The 17,160-nt window shown below is 42.8% G+C and carries 13 protein-coding genes and 1 tRNA gene; all 14 read right to left on the reverse strand.

Annotated elements, in window-relative coordinates; translation table 11 throughout:
* Positions 1 to 64: 64 nt before the first annotated feature.
* Positions 65 to 1,432, reverse strand: coding sequence for a Na+/H+ antiporter family protein (locus E0H89_RS15335; protein WP_131218254.1), 1,368 nt, complete (start codon positions 1,430 to 1,432; stop codon positions 65 to 67).
* Positions 1,433 to 1,562: 130 nt separating this feature from the next.
* The gene (locus E0H89_RS15340; RefSeq protein ID WP_131218256.1) at positions 1,563 to 2,432 is read right to left on the reverse strand and encodes an alpha/beta fold hydrolase; all 870 of its coding nucleotides are present in this window, start codon (positions 2,430 to 2,432) and stop codon (positions 1,563 to 1,565) included.
* A gap of 654 nt (positions 2,433 to 3,086) precedes the next feature.
* Positions 3,087 to 3,446 carry a YMGG-like glycine zipper-containing protein gene (locus E0H89_RS15350; RefSeq protein ID WP_131218258.1) on the reverse strand — a complete coding sequence of 120 codons (360 nt, stop codon included), beginning with the start codon at positions 3,444 to 3,446 and terminating at the stop codon, positions 3,087 to 3,089.
* A gap of 137 nt (positions 3,447 to 3,583) precedes the next feature.
* Positions 3,584 to 4,126, reverse strand: coding sequence for a hypothetical protein (locus tag E0H89_RS15355; RefSeq protein WP_131218260.1), 543 nt, complete (start codon positions 4,124 to 4,126; stop codon positions 3,584 to 3,586).
* 178 nt (positions 4,127 to 4,304) lie between these two features.
* The gene (gene rpoC / locus E0H89_RS15360) at positions 4,305 to 8,495 is read right to left on the reverse strand and encodes a DNA-directed RNA polymerase subunit beta' (protein ID WP_131218262.1); all 4,191 of its coding nucleotides are present in this window, start codon (positions 8,493 to 8,495) and stop codon (positions 4,305 to 4,307) included.
* 186 nt (positions 8,496 to 8,681) lie between these two features.
* Entirely contained in the window at positions 8,682 to 12,770 is a 4,089-nt protein-coding gene (gene rpoB / locus E0H89_RS15365) for a DNA-directed RNA polymerase subunit beta (protein WP_131218264.1), read from the reverse strand.
* Positions 12,771 to 13,074: 304 nt separating this feature from the next.
* The gene (gene rplL / locus E0H89_RS15370; protein ID WP_131218266.1) at positions 13,075 to 13,440 is read right to left on the reverse strand and encodes a 50S ribosomal protein L7/L12; all 366 of its coding nucleotides are present in this window, start codon (positions 13,438 to 13,440) and stop codon (positions 13,075 to 13,077) included.
* Between the two features lie 42 nt (positions 13,441 to 13,482).
* A complete protein-coding gene (rplJ, locus tag E0H89_RS15375; protein WP_131218268.1) occupies positions 13,483 to 14,007 on the reverse strand; it encodes a 50S ribosomal protein L10 in 525 nt (174 codons plus the stop codon).
* Between the two features lie 302 nt (positions 14,008 to 14,309).
* Complete coding sequence (gene rplA, locus E0H89_RS15380; RefSeq protein WP_131218270.1) at positions 14,310 to 15,005, reverse strand: 50S ribosomal protein L1; 696 nt, start codon at positions 15,003 to 15,005, stop codon at positions 14,310 to 14,312.
* Between the two features lie 3 nt (positions 15,006 to 15,008).
* Positions 15,009 to 15,437, reverse strand: a complete 429-nt coding sequence (gene rplK / locus E0H89_RS15385; protein ID WP_122899002.1) for a 50S ribosomal protein L11 — start codon at positions 15,435 to 15,437, stop codon at positions 15,009 to 15,011.
* Between the two features lie 120 nt (positions 15,438 to 15,557).
* On the reverse strand, positions 15,558 to 16,091 hold the full coding sequence (gene nusG, locus E0H89_RS15390; RefSeq protein WP_067869011.1) for a transcription termination/antitermination protein NusG: 534 nt from the start codon (positions 16,089 to 16,091) through the stop codon (positions 15,558 to 15,560).
* Positions 16,092 to 16,098: 7 nt separating this feature from the next.
* Positions 16,099 to 16,539 carry a preprotein translocase subunit SecE gene (secE, locus tag E0H89_RS15395; RefSeq protein ID WP_131218272.1) on the reverse strand — a complete coding sequence of 147 codons (441 nt, stop codon included), beginning with the start codon at positions 16,537 to 16,539 and terminating at the stop codon, positions 16,099 to 16,101.
* 73 nt (positions 16,540 to 16,612) lie between these two features.
* Positions 16,613 to 16,688 (reverse strand) — tRNA-Trp (locus tag E0H89_RS15400).
* Between the two features lie 51 nt (positions 16,689 to 16,739).
* A partial coding sequence (locus E0H89_RS15405) for an EF-Tu C-terminal domain-related protein (protein ID WP_250697882.1) occupies positions 16,740 to 17,160 on the reverse strand: 421 nt, incomplete at its 5' end.

The raw sequence follows: 17,160 nt of genomic DNA on the forward strand, positions 1-17,160 counted from the left end.
TTAAATACATCTATTAATATAATACATAAAATAAATTCAAACTAAATAAAAATATGCGTTTGAATTAAAGAACCATTGCAGCAATCCATCCAAATACCATTAAAGGGATATTAAAATGGATAAAGGTAGGAACCACACTGTCTTTCATATGGTCATGCTGACCATCCATGTTTAAACCTGAAGTTGGACCTAAAGTCGAATCCGAGGCTGGAGATCCGGCATCGCCCAAAGCGGCTGCAGTACCAATCAAGGCAATGGTCGCGGCAGGACTAAAACCGAACTGGATACATAAAGGCACATAGATAATGGCTAAAATTGGCACCGTAGAGAATGATGAACCAATCCCTAAAGTAATCAGCAAACCCACCAGCAACATTAAAAACGCAGCCAAACCTTTACTGTTACCAATCCACTCAACAGATGCATTGACCAAAGCAGGAACTTGATTGGTGGCTTCAATGACAGATGCAAAACCTTGTGCGGCAATCATGATAAAACCGACCAATGCCATCATTCGCATACCGGTAATAATCACATCGTCCGCTTCTTTCCACTTAAAAATACCCGCGCAGCTTAAAATCGCCACACCCACCAAACCGGCAAGAATCATCGAATCTGAATAAAGCTGTACACTTAAGGTCGCAATGACTGCAAAAGCGGCCATAAACAAGGTGAATTTTGCAATTTGTGGTTTGGCATTTGCATCGCTAACGACATCGCCCGAAATGCTATGATGACTTGGCTCAAGCTTGATTTCTGTATAAATTCTTGGCTTGCGATAAGTAAAAAACAGCGCAACCAATAGACCCATAAACATGCCAAAAACGGGAATTGCCATTGCAGATGGAATTTGATCATAGCTGATTTCAAACCCGTATGGCTTACCAAAAGTATTGATGTTTTGGCCCAGAATATCATTCAGGAAAATGGCGCCAAATCCGACCGGAACCAGCATATAAGTGGCACATAAACCAAAAGTCAATAAACAGGCCACAGCACGGCGGTCTAACTTTAAATGGTTAAAGACACTTAACAAAGGTGGAATCAAAACCGGGATAAAAGCAATATGAACAGGAATCAGGTTTTGCGAAGATACCGCGGCAGCAACAATCGTAAAGAAAATTAAAAATTTAACTTTATTTTGCGATCGAACATTGGCATCTCCTTTTAAGGTGGAAACCAGTTTGTAAGCCAGTAAATCAGGTAAACCGGAGCGTGCCAGAGCAAGCGCAAATGCACCTAAAACGCCATAGGCCAAGGCAATTTTAGCCCCGCCCCCTAGGCCATTATTAAATGCATCTAGCGTTCCTTGCAGGCCTAGACCGGCCAGCAAACCACCGGTAACAGCACCGATCACCAATGCAAATACCACAGGTACACGAGCTAATGAGAGTCCGAACATGACTCCGATAGCGGCAATAATTGCGAACATAATTAATTGAGGAAAAGATGAAAAGTCGATATTTTATCAGATTCACTCTTTTGAAACTGTAAATTGATTGCTTTTATCCAGCATCAACTTTTTCATTTAAATTCATATAATTAATTACGAGAAAATAGATTTAAATCTGTTGCAGTGCAAAGCTTCGGATATAATCTGCGACCAATTTGGGTTGGCTTAATATTGCCCAATGATTGGCATCAATATCTACACGCTGAAAATTTTCAGCCCATTTTGGCATTTCATCAATCAGTTCAGGACTGACAAAATTGTCTCGTTTCAGCACAATCGCCTGGACGGGACAAACTGCAAAACGCTGACGCGGCCGAGTTAAGCGTGGCAAAAAATTGGCACGATATAGCCCGATTCCATGTTTTCCATCTGATGCAATATGAGGATTTAAAGCTAAGTTTTTTTTGTGCTCTAACTTTTCCAGCATTTTGCCCCATTTTTCAGGAGTGAAGAAATTCCATACCGTAGGTGCCAGTAATGGCAGTTGAAATACTGCAATATACCAAGACTTGGTCAGTTGTTTAAAGAACCTACCCTTATGCTGTTTAAATTGATTACGCATCCAAAATGCAGCATGGTCTAAACATGGGCCTGAAATCGTACTATAAGACAAAATTCGAGCTCTAAATTTAGCTTCGGTGACCGACTCCCAAGACTGGATAGAACCCCAGTCATGCGCTGCCAAATGAAAAGGGCGATCTTTTAATACAGCATTGACTACAGTTTCTAAATCTAAAGACAACTGCTCTAAACGATAGTCACGAATACGTGCTGGAATCGAGGACTGGCCTGCTCCGCGTACATCATAAGTAACAATATAAAAATCTTGAATCAGTTCATGAATAATCGGCTCCCACACTTCTTGATTATCAGGATAACCATGAACCAATACTAAAGCCGGGTTTTCATCGCTCCCCCATGTTTTTACATAAAGACGCTGTTGATCTTGGGTCGCTATCCATTGAGTTTTCGCTTGCATAATCCTTTCTCATTTTTTATTGATTATTTATCTTGACGATTGGGCAACCTGATCAATGCCCCAATTTTAGTTCTACTCTAGTATGGTCTGGGTAGCTATAAAAACAATTGACCCATATGCATCTTTTAAAAAAACTACAGACAATATCTGCAACCTTTAGACCCATGATCAATCCCTATGTACTTTAGCGTGGCACAGGTATTAGATTGAAAAAAATGAGTCTGGCAAACGATCACATTCCTGTGGAAATGCTTTTGACGCGTAAAAATCAAAATGTGGTTGAGGTAGATTTTGAAGGAAGCGTGTACTGCATGGTCGATCCGTTTTTATACTTTTACTGATACATCATCTCGGATACAAATATATCGTCTTGAATAAACCGGCTCATATTGATTTTCTATGTCCTGATCGCAGCAGCACCGTATCTACTGATATTTGCCAAGATGGCGCTGAAATAGTATGGTCTTAGAGAGCTAATTTATATTTAAGCTGCTATACATCGCAAATATATGGTCCATATTTTTGATGAGGCGGTATCCGTATTGCAGAAGTTGGAGAAGCTGTCTATATCCGTAGAAAAGAGCCCAAACCTATTATCCAATAATAAAAAAGCGCTTACTAATTAAGCGCTTTTATTTTAACTGACATGTTGAATTAACGTTTTTTCTGTTCGATGGCAGCTCCGGCACCCCCACCAATCGCACCACCAATGGCAGCACCGGCATTACCACCAAATACACCCTTACCGACTGCAGAACCAATGGCACCGCCTACCCCACTATAAGTGGCATTACGGTTAGAACCGCCTTGGGTTTTACTCCCCACTGCTGCACCTGCACCACCACCGACTGCTGCACCTACGCCACCGCCGACTTTATTACCTACACCGCCACCCACTGCACCACCCAGTGCTGCTGCGCCAATGCGTTGTTCCCTTGGAGACATCGAATCACAACCCACCAGCATGAAAGTTGACAGGGTTGCCATTGCCATTACACTCATTAACTTTTTCATGGGATTTCTCTCCTTTTTTCATTCTTTTAGCTTATGCCTATTTTATGAAAGCAATGATCCTAAAATGTTATCTATTACAGCTAAAATGCAGCATTTTGTAAAAAAACCTGAAACATTTTTGAGTTCTTTATTTGGGTTTATTCATCTTCACTGAGTATCACAATATCTTTAGTCCTTTCTCCATTTTCAGTTAAAACTGCATGTGAGGTTTGAAGGTTGTTTTTTACATTCTTATTCTGATCTAACTTTAATGTTCTTTTCACTGGATCTTGGCCTGGCTTAAACTCCACTCCTTCAGCATCAATTTTTTTAGTTTCAGCAACGGTTTCTCCGGCTTGCTTTACTTGGCTAGACACTTCAATTTTAGAAGTGGGAATAATTATGCCTCCTTTTTTAAGCACTGGAACGGCAAGTTTTTTCTCCGAAAATTGGGTTTGGTTATCTTCTAAATAAACTTCACGTGCAAGAATATCTTTACCCTTATTTGTCACTTCAAAAATCGTGGCATCCACGCTTCGAACCGGTAGTTGTCCTTTGACCTTACGAATCACTTCGGTCTTTAATACCGGCACTACCGCTTTATCTTGTACCACAATGGTAGGTGGCATGGGCGCAGCAAAACTGCTACCAGCACATGTGGTAAGGATAGCTATACTTAAGGCTTTTTGTAGATATTTCATTTTAAATTATCCTTTAATATCTTATTAATACTTTTAATTACAATAAGTCATAAATTTAAACTTTATTTTATTACTATAAAAAGAATGTGATTTTTATTAAAGGCATTTACTTAAAGGATAACAAAAGACATAAAAAAAGACGCCCGAAGGCGCCTTTTTCACTCACTTAACTTAAGAATTAAAACTCTTGGTTAAATGCTTGGCTTAATGCTTGGTCTACATCAGAGAAGTCATTTACAAGCTCATGCTCTGCAGCTTCAGCTTCTTGGCGACGACGTTCTAAATGGTAAGCAAGACCAGTACCTGCAGGAATCAAACGACCCACAACTACGTTCTCTTTCAGACCGCGTAAATCATCTTCTTTACCTGTTACAGCCGCTTCAGTTAACACACGAGTTGTTTCCTGGAACGATGCAGCAGAGATGAATGAGTCAGTAGAAAGCGAGGCTTTGGTAATACCCATCAATTGACGTTCATACTTCGCAGGGAACTTGTTCTGAGCAAGTACAGCTTGGTTTTCAGCAACCATGCGGATGTAATCCACTTGTTCACCTTTAATGAAGCTGGTATCCCCACCATCAGTGATTTCAACTTTACGCAACATTTGACGCACAATAACTTCGATGTGCTTGTCGTTGATTTTTACACCTTGCAGACGGTATACGTCCTGAACTTCGTTCACGATGTAGTTAGTCAACGCGACTTCACCTTTTAGACGTAAAATGTCATGCGGGTTTTGTGGACCGTCAGAAACTGTTTCACCGCGGTTTACATGTTCACCTTCGTACACGTTAATGGTACGCCATTTCGGAATCAACTCTTCGTAAATTTCAGAGCCATCGTCCGGCGTAATCACTAAACGGTTTTTACCTTTAGTCTCTTTACCGAAGCTTACAACACCTGAAATTTCAGCCAGGATTGCATGCTCTTTCGGTTTACGTGCTTCGAACAAGTCAGCTACACGCGGAAGACCACCGGTAATATCACGAGTACGTGAAGTTTCTTGTGGTACACGACCAATAACGTCACCCACACCAATCGTTTCGCCATCACGGACAGAAAGAATCGTGTTTTGTGGCAAGAAGTAGAACTGTTCGCCGCCTTCAACTGTATCCAGTACAACTGCAGGACGCAAATCTTTACCTGATGCAGGACGCGAAGTCACTGGCAAGATTTCGATTGTCGTCATACCTGTTGCATCATCAGTTTTCGATGTCACAGTTACGCCATCAGCAATTTGGCTGAAACGTACTTTACCTGCAACTTCGGTAACAAGTGGATGCGTATGCGGATCCCAAGTTGCAACAATACCGCCCGCTGCCACTTCTTCGCCATCTTTCAGAATGATCGAAGCACCGTATGGAATTTTGTAGCGTTCACGTTCACGACCCAAGTCATCCGCAATACCGATTTCACCTGAACGGGAAGTCGATACCAAGTGACCTTTGGCATGTTGTACAGTTTTCACATTGTGGAAACGTACAGTACCTTTATTACGTACTTGAACACTGTTTGCAGCAGAAGTTCGGCTTGCAGCACCACCCACGTGGAATGTACGCATGGTTAACTGGGTACCCGGTTCACCAATTGATTGTGCAGCCATAACACCTACAGACTCACCAGGGTTTACCTGATGACCACGTGCAAGATCACGACCATAACATTTCGCACATACACCGAACGTAGATTCACAAGAAACCACTGAACGTACTTTAACTTCGTCGACACCCGCTTCTTCAATGAAGGTAGCAAGTTTTTCGTCAATCAACGTATTACGTGGAAGAATAACGTCGTCAGAACCAGCACGTTTCACATCTTCAGCAACTACACGACCCAATACTCGAGCACCAAGGTTCTCGATGACATCGCCACCCTGAATGAATGGAGTCATCACAAGACCGCTTAAAGTACCGCAATCAGGTTCAGTAATAACCAAATCCTGCGCTACGTCTACTAAACGACGAGTCAAGTAACCAGAGTTCGCAGTTTTAAGTGCTGTATCGGCCAAACCTTTACGCGCACCGTGTGTTGAAATGAAGTACTGAAGTACTGTCAAACCTTCACGGAAGTTTGCTTTAATCGGGGTCTCAATGATCGAACCATCCGGTTTCGCCATCAAACCACGCATACCTGCAAGCTGACGAATCTGAGCTGCCGAACCACGGGCACCAGAGTCAGACATCATGTAGATACTGTTGAATGATTTTTGTTTCTCGTCTTCACCCTGTTTGTTTTTAACAGTGGTATAAGACAAGTTGTCCATCATCGCTTTCGCTACTTGGTCGTTGGTACGCGCCCAAATATCGACAACTTTGTTATAACGTTCACCGGCAGTTACGAAACCTTGTTCAAACTGTTGTTCAATTTCACGAACTTCAGTTTCTGCTTTTTCAATAATCGTATACTTGGTTGGCGGAATAAGCATATCTTCCATACCAACAGATACACCAGAGCGAGTCGCTTGACGGAAGCCCAAGTACATTAACTGGTCAGCAAAGATAACGGTATCTTTAAGACCCAATTTACGGTAGCAAGAGTTAATTAATTTTGAGATGTTCTTTTTCGTCATCTCAACGTTAATTTGCTGGAAGTCCATACCTTCAGGCACAACTTCCCAAAGCAAGCAACGACCAGGAGTCGTATCAACAATAATGGTTTGCTGTTCGCGGTTACCATCTTCATCAATAACAGTCTGGTGTACACGTGCTTTTACGCGAGCGTGCAAGTTCACTTGACCGGTAGCCAATGCGCGGTTTACTTCATCAGTATCCGCAAACACCATGCCTTCACCTTTGGCATTGATTGCATCACGCGTGATGTAATACAAGCCCAAGACAACGTCCTGAGACGGTACGATGATTGGTTCACCGTTCGCTGGAGACAAGATGTTGTTAGTCGACATCATTAACGCACGAGCTTCTAATTGAGCTTCGATTGTTAATGGAACGTGTACCGCCATTTGGTCACCATCGAAGTCGGCGTTGAACGCAGCACATACGAGTGGGTGAAGACGAATTGCCTTACCTTCAATCAGGGTCGGTTCAAATGCTTGAAGACCCAAACGGTGAAGGGTTGGCGCACGGTTCAACATCACTGGATGTTGACGAATCACGTGAGCAAGAACGTCCCAAACTTCAGGCGTTTCGCGTTCAACCATTTTTTTCGCAGCTTTAATGGTTGTTGCTTGACCAGAGGCTTGGAGTTTCGCAAAGATAAATGGTTTGAATAATTCAAGTGCCATTTTCTTAGGAAGACCACATTGGTGCAAACGTAAAGTCGGACCTACTGTAATCACCGAACGACCTGAATAGTCGACACGTTTACCCAATAAGTTTTGACGGAAACGACCTTGTTTACCTTTGATCATGTCTGCCAAAGATTTAAGAGGACGTTTGTTTGAACCGGTGATTGCGCGACCACGACGACCGTTATCAAGCAATGCATCTACAGACTCTTGCAACATACGTTTTTCGTTACGTACGATGATGTCTGGAGCTGAAAGGTCAAGCAGACGTTTCAAACGGTTGTTACGGTTGATCACACGACGGTAAAGGTCATTCAAGTCAGAAGTCGCGAAACGACCACCTTCAAGCGGAACTAACGGACGAAGATCCGGTGGAAGTACTGGAAGTACAGTCAACACCATCCATTCAGGCTTGTTGTTCGAATCGTTGAACGCTTCCATCAACTTCAAACGTTTAGAAGCTTTCTTAAGCTTCGTTTCTGAAGTTGTTTGTGGAATTTCTTCACGAAGACGCGCAATTTCAGCTTCAAGATCGATGTCTTTCAACAAATCCTGAATCGCTTCTGCACCCATTTTAGCGCTGAATTCATCACCGTGTTCTTCTAATGCTGTGAAGTATTCTTCATCGTTAAGAAGTTGGTATTTCTCCATTGGAGTCATACCCGGATCTGTTACAACATAAGATTCGAAATACAATACACGTTCGATATCACGTAAAGTCATGTCTAAAAGAAGACCGATACGGGATGGTAATGATTTCAAGAACCAGATGTGCGCAACTGGTGACGCCAGGTCAATATGACCCATACGCTCACGACGTACTTTAGCAGTCGTTACTTCAACGCCACATTTTTCACAAATGACGCCTTTGTATTTCATACGCTTGTATTTACCACACAAGCATTCGTAATCTTTTACTGGACCAAAGATTTTGGCACAGAATAAACCGTCACGTTCTGGCTTGAACGTACGGTAGTTAATTGTCTCAGGTTTTTTAACTTCACCGTGAGACCACGACTTAATCATTTCTGGTGACGCAAGACCAATACGGATGCGATCAAACTCTACTGGAGCATGACCGTCTGAATCCGTCTTTTTGCGCATGATATCGAGCAAGTCTTTCAATTTTTTTCTCCGTGTGTCGAGGAGTTTTTCTCCTCCCCGACTGGGTCACAAATATTGTTTTTTAACTGAGTAATCCCCTTCGCTTCTCTCTTAGGAAGCGACGCTTCTCAGGGAGAAACTCCCCTTAGATAAAGAGGAGCAAATCCCCCCCTTTCACAAAGGGGGTCGGGGGGATTGAATGGTTACTTAGTCACCATTTTTCAGTTCAATGTTGATACCTAAAGAACGGATCTCTTTGGTCAATACGTTGAACGATTCAGGCATGCCCGGATCCATATAATGGTTACCATCTACAATGTTCTTGTAGATGCGAGTACGGCCTTCAACGTCATCCGACTTAACAGTAAGCATTTCTTGAAGCGTATAAGCTGCGCCATATGCTTCAAGCGCCCAGACTTCCATCTCACCAAAACGCTGACCACCGAATTGAGCTTTACCGCCCAATGGTTGTTGAGTCACAAGTGAGTAAGAACCTGTAGAACGCGCATGCATCTTGTCATCAACCAAGTGATTCAGTTTCAACATGTACATGTAACCTACAGTTACTGGACGGTCAAAACGTTCACCTGTACGTCCGTCAAACAATACGGTTTGACCAGAACGTGGAATGTCTGCAAGTTCAAGCAACTCTTTGATTTGGCTTTCATCAGCGCCATCAAATACAGGAGTTGCAAGAGGAATACCTTTACGCAAGTTTTTAGAAAGCGCCAGGATTTCATCATCAGTCAGGCTATCAAGATCTTCTTGCTCGCCACCGACTTTGTTATAAATCTTGTCTAAGAAGATACGCAGTTCAGCAATAGTACGCTGTTCTTGCAGCATCTTGTCGATTTTATCGCCAAGACCTTTTGCCGCCATACCCAAGTGAGTTTCAAGAATCTGCCCCACGTTCATACGTGAAGGTACACCCAGTGGGTTCAACACGATATCGACCGGTACACCGTTGGCATCATGCGGCATGTCTTCTACTGGCAGGATGTTAGATACAACACCCTTGTTACCATGACGACCCGCCATTTTATCACCCGGTTGGATGCGACGTTTTACAGCCAAGTAAACTTTAACAACTTTCAATACGCCAGTTGTCAGTTCATCACCTGTAGAAAGTTTGCGTTTTTTCTCTGCAAATTTCTCGTCAATCTCAATACCTTTCTCTTTCAAGAACACTTGAATTTGAGTTAGGCGTTCAGCAATGCCTTCATCAACAGGTTGAATTTCAAGTAGATCAACAAGCTCTAAACCAGATAACAAATCTTCAGTCAGTTTGTCACCGCGTTTAGTTGTGCCCCCACCATTCGATTCTTGACCTTTCAACAGGCGAATAATACGTTCGCGTGCTGCTTCTTCGAAGATCTTGAACTCTTCTTTCAAGTCTTTACGATAAGCATCCAATTGGGCTTTTTCAATGGCTTGAGCACGTTCGTCTTTTTCAAGACCGTCACGTGTAAACACTTGAACGTCAATGACTGTACCTTTAACGCCTGAAGATACGCGTAATGATGAATCTTTAACGTCAGCTGCTTTCTCACCGAAGATTGCACGAAGCAATTTTTCTTCCGGTGTTAACTGGGTTTCGCCTTTCGGTGTAACTTTACCCACCAAAATGTCGCCAGCAGTGACTTCAGCACCGATATAAACGATACCTGATTCATCCAGTTTAGACAGTGCAGCTTCACCTACGTTAGGAATATCGGCAGTAATTTCTTCTGCACCTAACTTGGTATCACGAGCAACACATGACAATTCTTGAATATGAATCGAAGTTAAACGGTCTTCTTGAAGAACACGTTCAGATAACAAGATCGAGTCTTCGTAGTTGTAGCCGTTCCAGGTCATGAACGCGACACGCATGTTTTGACCAAGCGCAAGTTCACCACCATCAGTTGATGGGCCATCAGCCAATACATCGCCACGACCCACTTTATCACCAATGTTCACAAGAACTTTTTGGTTAATACAAGTGTTTTGATTCGAACGTGTGTATTTGATCAGGTTGTAGATATCTACACCCGCTTCACCCGCAATCATCTCGTCTTCATTTACACGAATAACCACACGAGAAGCGTCAACAAACTCAATACGACCACCACGTTTCGCGATCACACATACACCAGAGTCATGTGCTACGTTCGCTTCCATACCTGTACCAACAAGGGGTTTATCAGCGATTAACGTAGGAACTGCCTGACGTTGCATGTTTGAACCCATCAACGCACGGTTGGCGTCATCGTGTTCAAGGAATGGAATAAGTGATGCCGCAACAGATACAACCTGCTGAGCAGACACGTCCATGTGCGTTACTTTTTCAGGAGGCATACGTACGAAGTCACCTTGATGACGAACCGATACGAAGTCTTCTGTTAATTTTCCGTCTTTATCTACGCCAGAATCGGCCTGTGCAATCACAGTACCTACTTCTTCAATAGCAGATAAATACTCAACATCATCTGTTACGCGACCATCAACAACTTTGCGGTATGGTGTTTCCAAGAAACCGAAGTTATTACATTTTGCATAAACAGAAAGTGAGTTGATCAAACCAATGTTTGGTCCCTCAGGGGTCTCAATTGGACATACACGGCCGTAGTGAGTTTGATGTACGTCACGTACTTCAAAGCCGGCACGTTCACGCGTCAAACCGCCGGGTCCAAGCGCTGATACACGACGTTTGTGTGTAATTTCAGACAATGGATTATTTTGGTCCATGAACTGAGACAACTGACTTGAACCAAAGAATTCTTTGATTGCAGCAGCAACTGGCTTTGCATTGATCAAATCTTGCGGAGACAAGTTATCTGTTTCAGCTTGAGATAAACGCTCTTTAACAGCGCGTTCTACACGAACCAAACCAACACGGAACTGGTTTTCTGTCATTTCACCAACAGAACGAACACGACGGTTACCCAAGTGATCGATATCGTCGACTTCCCCTTTACCGTTACGGATTTCAACTAATGTTTTTAGTACATCAGTGATATCTTCGTTCGAGAGAATGCCTTCAACTTCACGAGACTTCTGATCAGTACCCACTTCGTAAGGGCGACCCAAACGACGGTTGAACTTCATACGACCCACTGGAGAGAGGTCATAACGTTCTGATGAGAAGAACAAATTGTTGAATAAGTTTTCAGCAGCTTCTTTTGTTGGTGGCTCACCTGGACGCATCACTTTATAGATTTCTACAAGTGCTTCTTCACGACCAGAAGTAGTATCTGCACGCAAAGAATCCGCAACGAAAGAACCACGATCGATATCGTTGGTAAATAGAATATTGAACTGCTTAACACCGCCTTCTGCAATCTTCACCATGATCTCATGGCTCAATACTGTGTTGGCAGCAATCACGTCACCATCTTTCAATGGGATGTCTTCAGCAGTAATACGTTCGTACAAGTACTCATCAGGAACAGAAAGCTTGGTTAAGCCGGATGCTTCCATTTGACGTACATGACGTGCATTAATACGTTTACCTTGTTCAACAATCGCTTTGCCGTCAGCATCAAGAATGTCGAATTGAGCCATTTCACCGCGCAGGCGTTCAGGCACAAGGTCAATTTGGTAGCTACCCATGTCAAGATAGACAGGGACTTTTTCATAGAACATGTCTAGGACTTGTTCGTTGCTATAACCTAATGCACGAAGTACAACAGTCGCGAGTAACTTACGACGACGGTCAATACGTACAAAGACTAGATCTTTTGCATCGAATTCAAAGTCTAACCATGAACCACGGTAAGGAATGATACGCGCTGAATAAAGAACTTTACCGCTCGAGTGAGTTTTACCCTTATCGTGGTCAAAGAATACGCCAGGTGAACGGTGTAATTGAGATACAATTACACGCTCAGTACCATTGATGACAAAGGTACCATTTTCGGTCATGAGCGGCATTTCGCCCATGTACACTTCTTGTTCACGTACGTCTTTAATTGATTTGGTTTCGCGATCTTTAATGATCAAACGAATTTTTACACGCATTGGCGCTGCATAAGTCGAACCACGTAAAATACATTCACGCACATCAAACTCAGGCTTACCAAGACTATACTCAACAAATTCTAAAGCAGCATTGCCAGAATAACTTTCAATAGGAAAAACTGAACGAAATGCGGCTTGCAGACCGATATCTTCGCGGTTTTTTGGAGTTTTGCCATCTTGTAGGAATGTTCTGTACGAATCGACTTGAATCGAAAGCAAGTACGGAGCATCCATGACGCTAGGCAATTTACCAAAATTCTTACGGATCCGTTTCTTTTCGGTATATGAGTATGCCATCTGGAGTCCTCGGAAAGTAAACTAAGCCCGCCTGCAGAACGAGCCTAGAAGGAATTACACAGGCCGATATGGCCACCACTGTTTACAAATGCTGCAATTTTTAGTGGTATTAAAACGCTTAGCAATATTTTCAAATATGATAAATATTGGTAAACGTTTGATTTTATTGACTTATTATAATAATTGATGGTTTTTACATCAATCAAACAAAAATCGAGCCGATTATTGTAACGCAAAAAGGCTGATGACCCAAGAGCCATCAGCCAAATTTCGGGGTCAATTTTTAAATTGACCCCTGGCACCATTACTTAACAGTAATTGTAGCACCAGTAGTCTCAAGCTTAGCTTTAAGTTCAGCAGCATCTTCTTTAGAAACGCCTTCTTTAAGGATAGCTGGAGCGCTTTCAACCATGTCTTTAGCTTCTTTTAAGCCAAGACCAGTAACTTCACGAACTGCTTTAATTACAGCAACTTTGTTCGCGCCGAAAGAAGTCAATTCAACATTGAATTCTGATTGCTCTTCAGCAGCAGCAGCAGCAGGACCTGCAGCTACAGCAACTGCAGCAGCAGATACATTGAATTTTTCTTCGAAAGCAGAAATAAGTTCTACAAGTTCAAGAACAGTTTTTTCAGCAACTGCGTTTAGGATTTCTTCGTTTGTTAAAGCCATGAGAGTAACTCCAAATGGGTATTGAATGGTGTGAAAGTGAATTTAAGCTTCTGTAGCTTCTGTAACTTCTGGAGCTTGGTTTTTCTCTTGAAGCGCTGTAAGTAAGCGACCCAATTTCGAAATAGGAGCCTGAAGAACAGAGGCAAGCATAGTAAGCGCTTTTTCTTGGTTCGGAAGATTCGCGATAACGCTAATTTCTTCGCCTTGATAAAGTTTGCCATCAAATGCAGCAGCTTTAAGTTCAAATGCTTTGTTAGTTTTCGCAAATTCTTCGAACAAACGAGCAGCAGCGCCCATGTCATCTTCAGAAGTAGAGAAAGCTAAGATTGTTGGGCCAACAAGGTTGTCGTTCAAGATATTGAATGAAGTATCTTGAAGAGCACGTTTAGCTAAAGTATTACGTACAACACGTGTAGCAACACCTAGTTTACGGGCTTCAACACGAAGAGCAGTTAATTGCTCAACAGTTAAACCTTGGTAGTCAGCAACAACAGCAGCAAATGCAGTAGAAGCAACTTCAGTTACTTCAGCTACGATCTGTTTTTTGCCTTCGATAAGAAGAGCCATTGTAAAACCTCCTAACGGTGATTTATGTGCTTACGCGAAGCACACTCCCAATTCGTAAATTCATTGCTGAATTTACACGCGGAGGATGAACAAATCACACCACCGCGTCTACTCGGACTGGACTTTTAAGAAGTGAGTTCCGAAAAACTCCCCTCGCCCGAGGTCTTTGACGCTGATAAACAAATATTTATCAATTCAAAGTTTGCCTAAGTATCGCAAGAGACTGAGCGTTTCTTGCGTAAAAATCACAGCAGTGCTTTGATTTTTACTCAGGGCTTTAAAATTCTGTAATAAGTCGAAACTTATTTAGAAACATTAGCTACATCAACAATAAGACCAGGACCCATAGTTGAGCTCAAAGTGATCTTTTGGATGTAAACACCTTTAGAAGTAGCAGGTTTTGCTTTCTTAAGGTCAGCTACAAGAGCTTCAAGGTTTTGACGGATCGCAGCAGCCTCAAAGCCAACTTGACCGATCGCAGCGTGGATAATACCCGCTTTGTCTACACGGTAACGTGCTTGACCAGCTTTCGCATTTTTAACAGCGTTAGCTACGTCAGGAGTTACAGTACCCACTTTAGGGTTTGGCATTAAGCCACGTGGACCAAGAATCGTACCCAACTTACCTACAACGCGCATTGCATCTGGAGCAGCAATCACTACGTCGAAGTCTAAGTTGCCAGCTTGAATGCTTTCAGCAAGATCTTCAAAACCAACGATGTCCGCGCCTTCAGCTTTAGCAGCTTCAGCAGCAGCGCCTTGAGCAAACACAGCAACACGTACAGTTTTACCAGTACCTGCAGGAAGTGTAGTCGCGCCACGAACAACTTGGTCAGATTTACGAGGGTCAACACCAAGGTTTACTGAAACATCCAAAGATTCTTTGAATTTAACAGCAGGAAGAGTGTTAAGAACTTGTACTGCTTCTTCCAAAGTATAAACTTTGTGTGCTTCAACAGCAGCAGCAATGGCTTTTTGACGTTTAGTTAATTTAGCCATGTCTTATAGCTCCACTTCCAGGCCCATAGAACGCGCAGAACCAGCAATGGTACGTACACGTGCGTCTAAATCAGCACCAGTTAAATCTGGTTCTTTAGTAGTCGCAATTTCTTCTAATTGAGCGCGAGTCAACTTACCAACTTTAGTTTTGTTAGGTACAGCTGAACCCTTAGCAATACCAGCAGCTTTCTTAAGAAGAATCGCAGCAGGCGGAGTTTTCATGATAAATGTGAACGACTTGTCGTTGTACACAGTGATCACAACTGGAATTGGTAGACCCGCTTCAAGTTTTTGAGTCGCAGCATTGAATTCTTTACAGAATGCCATGATGTTAACACCACGTTGACCTAATGCAGGACCAATCGGTGGAGATGGATTCGCTTTACCAGCTGGAACTTGCAGCTTGATATAGCCGTCAATCTTCTTAGCCATTTCAAATTACCTCTGGGTGCAAACGCCGATGAAGGCTCCCCAATGATTCTAAGTAACGATAACCGTTACAACAACAATGCCCGATTCATAAAAAATCGGGCGTTTTCCCACCAACTTAAATTAGTTCGCTTTTTCGACTTGGCGAAATTCGAGCTCAACTTGAGTTGGTCGGTTGAATACATTAATCGTCAACGTCAAACGTGACTTCTCGTACTGAACTTCTTCCACCACGCCTTTAAAGTCGGTGAATGGACCATCAGTCACAAGTAATTCTTCGCCTGGTTCAAACATCGTCTTAGGACGAGGTGCTTCACCAGTATTGCGTACACGCGCAAGAATCGCATCAGCTTCTTTTTGCGTAATGGGTGCAGGTTTCTCTGCAGTACCACCGATGAAACCGAGTACTTTTGGACATTCTTTAACAATGTGCCAAGTATCATCGTTCATTTCCATTTCAACTAATACATAGCCAGGAAAGAATTTACGCTCTGATTTACGCTTCTTACCATCCTTCATCTCCACGACTTCTTCAGTCGGAACAAGGACTTCACCAAAGCTATCGGCAACAGCGCTACGCTGGATTCGATCATTAAGCGAGCGTAACACCTGTTTTTCATAACCTGAATAGGCATGAATAATGTACCAACGTTTCATAGCTCTCTTACCCGATAATAAACTTCATTAACCAGCCTAAAATGTAATCAAAACACCATAAAACAATGGAAGCGATTACAACAACTGCAAGAACATGCCAAGATGTGGTCACTGTTTCTTGCTTGGTCGGCCAAGTCACACGACGTAACTCGATTCGCGCATCTTTCAACAAACGAACAAAGCCTTTGCCTTGATGGGTGGCGTATAATAAACCTAAAGCCACGATGATACAAGCCAAAATCACACCAACGCGCACACCAACATTATTCGCCGGTGCCCAATACGCTGGCAAATACTGACCCGCCATGGCTGCACCGACTAATAAAATCAATGCGATAACCCATAGAACTATATCTAAAGGAGACCCAGAATTAACAACTTCAGCAGGATTATTTCTTTGTGGAATTGGCGCTTCGCTTAATGCGTCACGCGATTTATCATTCGACATTTTTGTACTCGTCGTAGGCTTCGCGACTTATTATATGACAATTTAACCAGCATCAAGCTTTTTTTTAAAAAAATGGCAGGCCAGGAGGGACTCGAACCCCCAACATTCGGTTTTGGAGACCGACGCTCTACCAATTGAACTACTGACCTATAACACAAATCGGAAACTAGGGTTCCCGATTTGTAGTTTTACTTATCGTATTATAGAGTTACTTTAGCAACTACACCAGCACCCACTGTACGACCACCTTCACGGATCGCAAAACGTAGACCTGGGTCCATTGCGATTGGGTGGATCAATTCTACTGACATTTCAACGTTGTCACCAGGCATTACCATTTCCACGCCTTCTTGTAATTGGATTGCGCCAGTTACGTCAGTAGTACGGAAATAGAATTGTGGACGGTAACCGTTAAGGAATGGAGTATGACGGCCACCCTCTTCTTTAGAAAGTACGTATACTTCTGCGTCAAATTTAGTATGCGGTTTGATTGTACCTGGTTTAGCAAGTACTTGACCACGTTGAACGTCTTCACGTTTAGTACCACGCAGAAGAACACCACAGTTCTCGCCAGCACGACCTTCGTCAAGCAATTTACGGAACATTTCTACGCCAGTTACA

Origin of the sequence: Acinetobacter sp. ANC 3781 (assembly GCF_004331285.1) — a bacterium.
Classification (GTDB): domain Bacteria; phylum Pseudomonadota; class Gammaproteobacteria; order Pseudomonadales; family Moraxellaceae; genus Acinetobacter.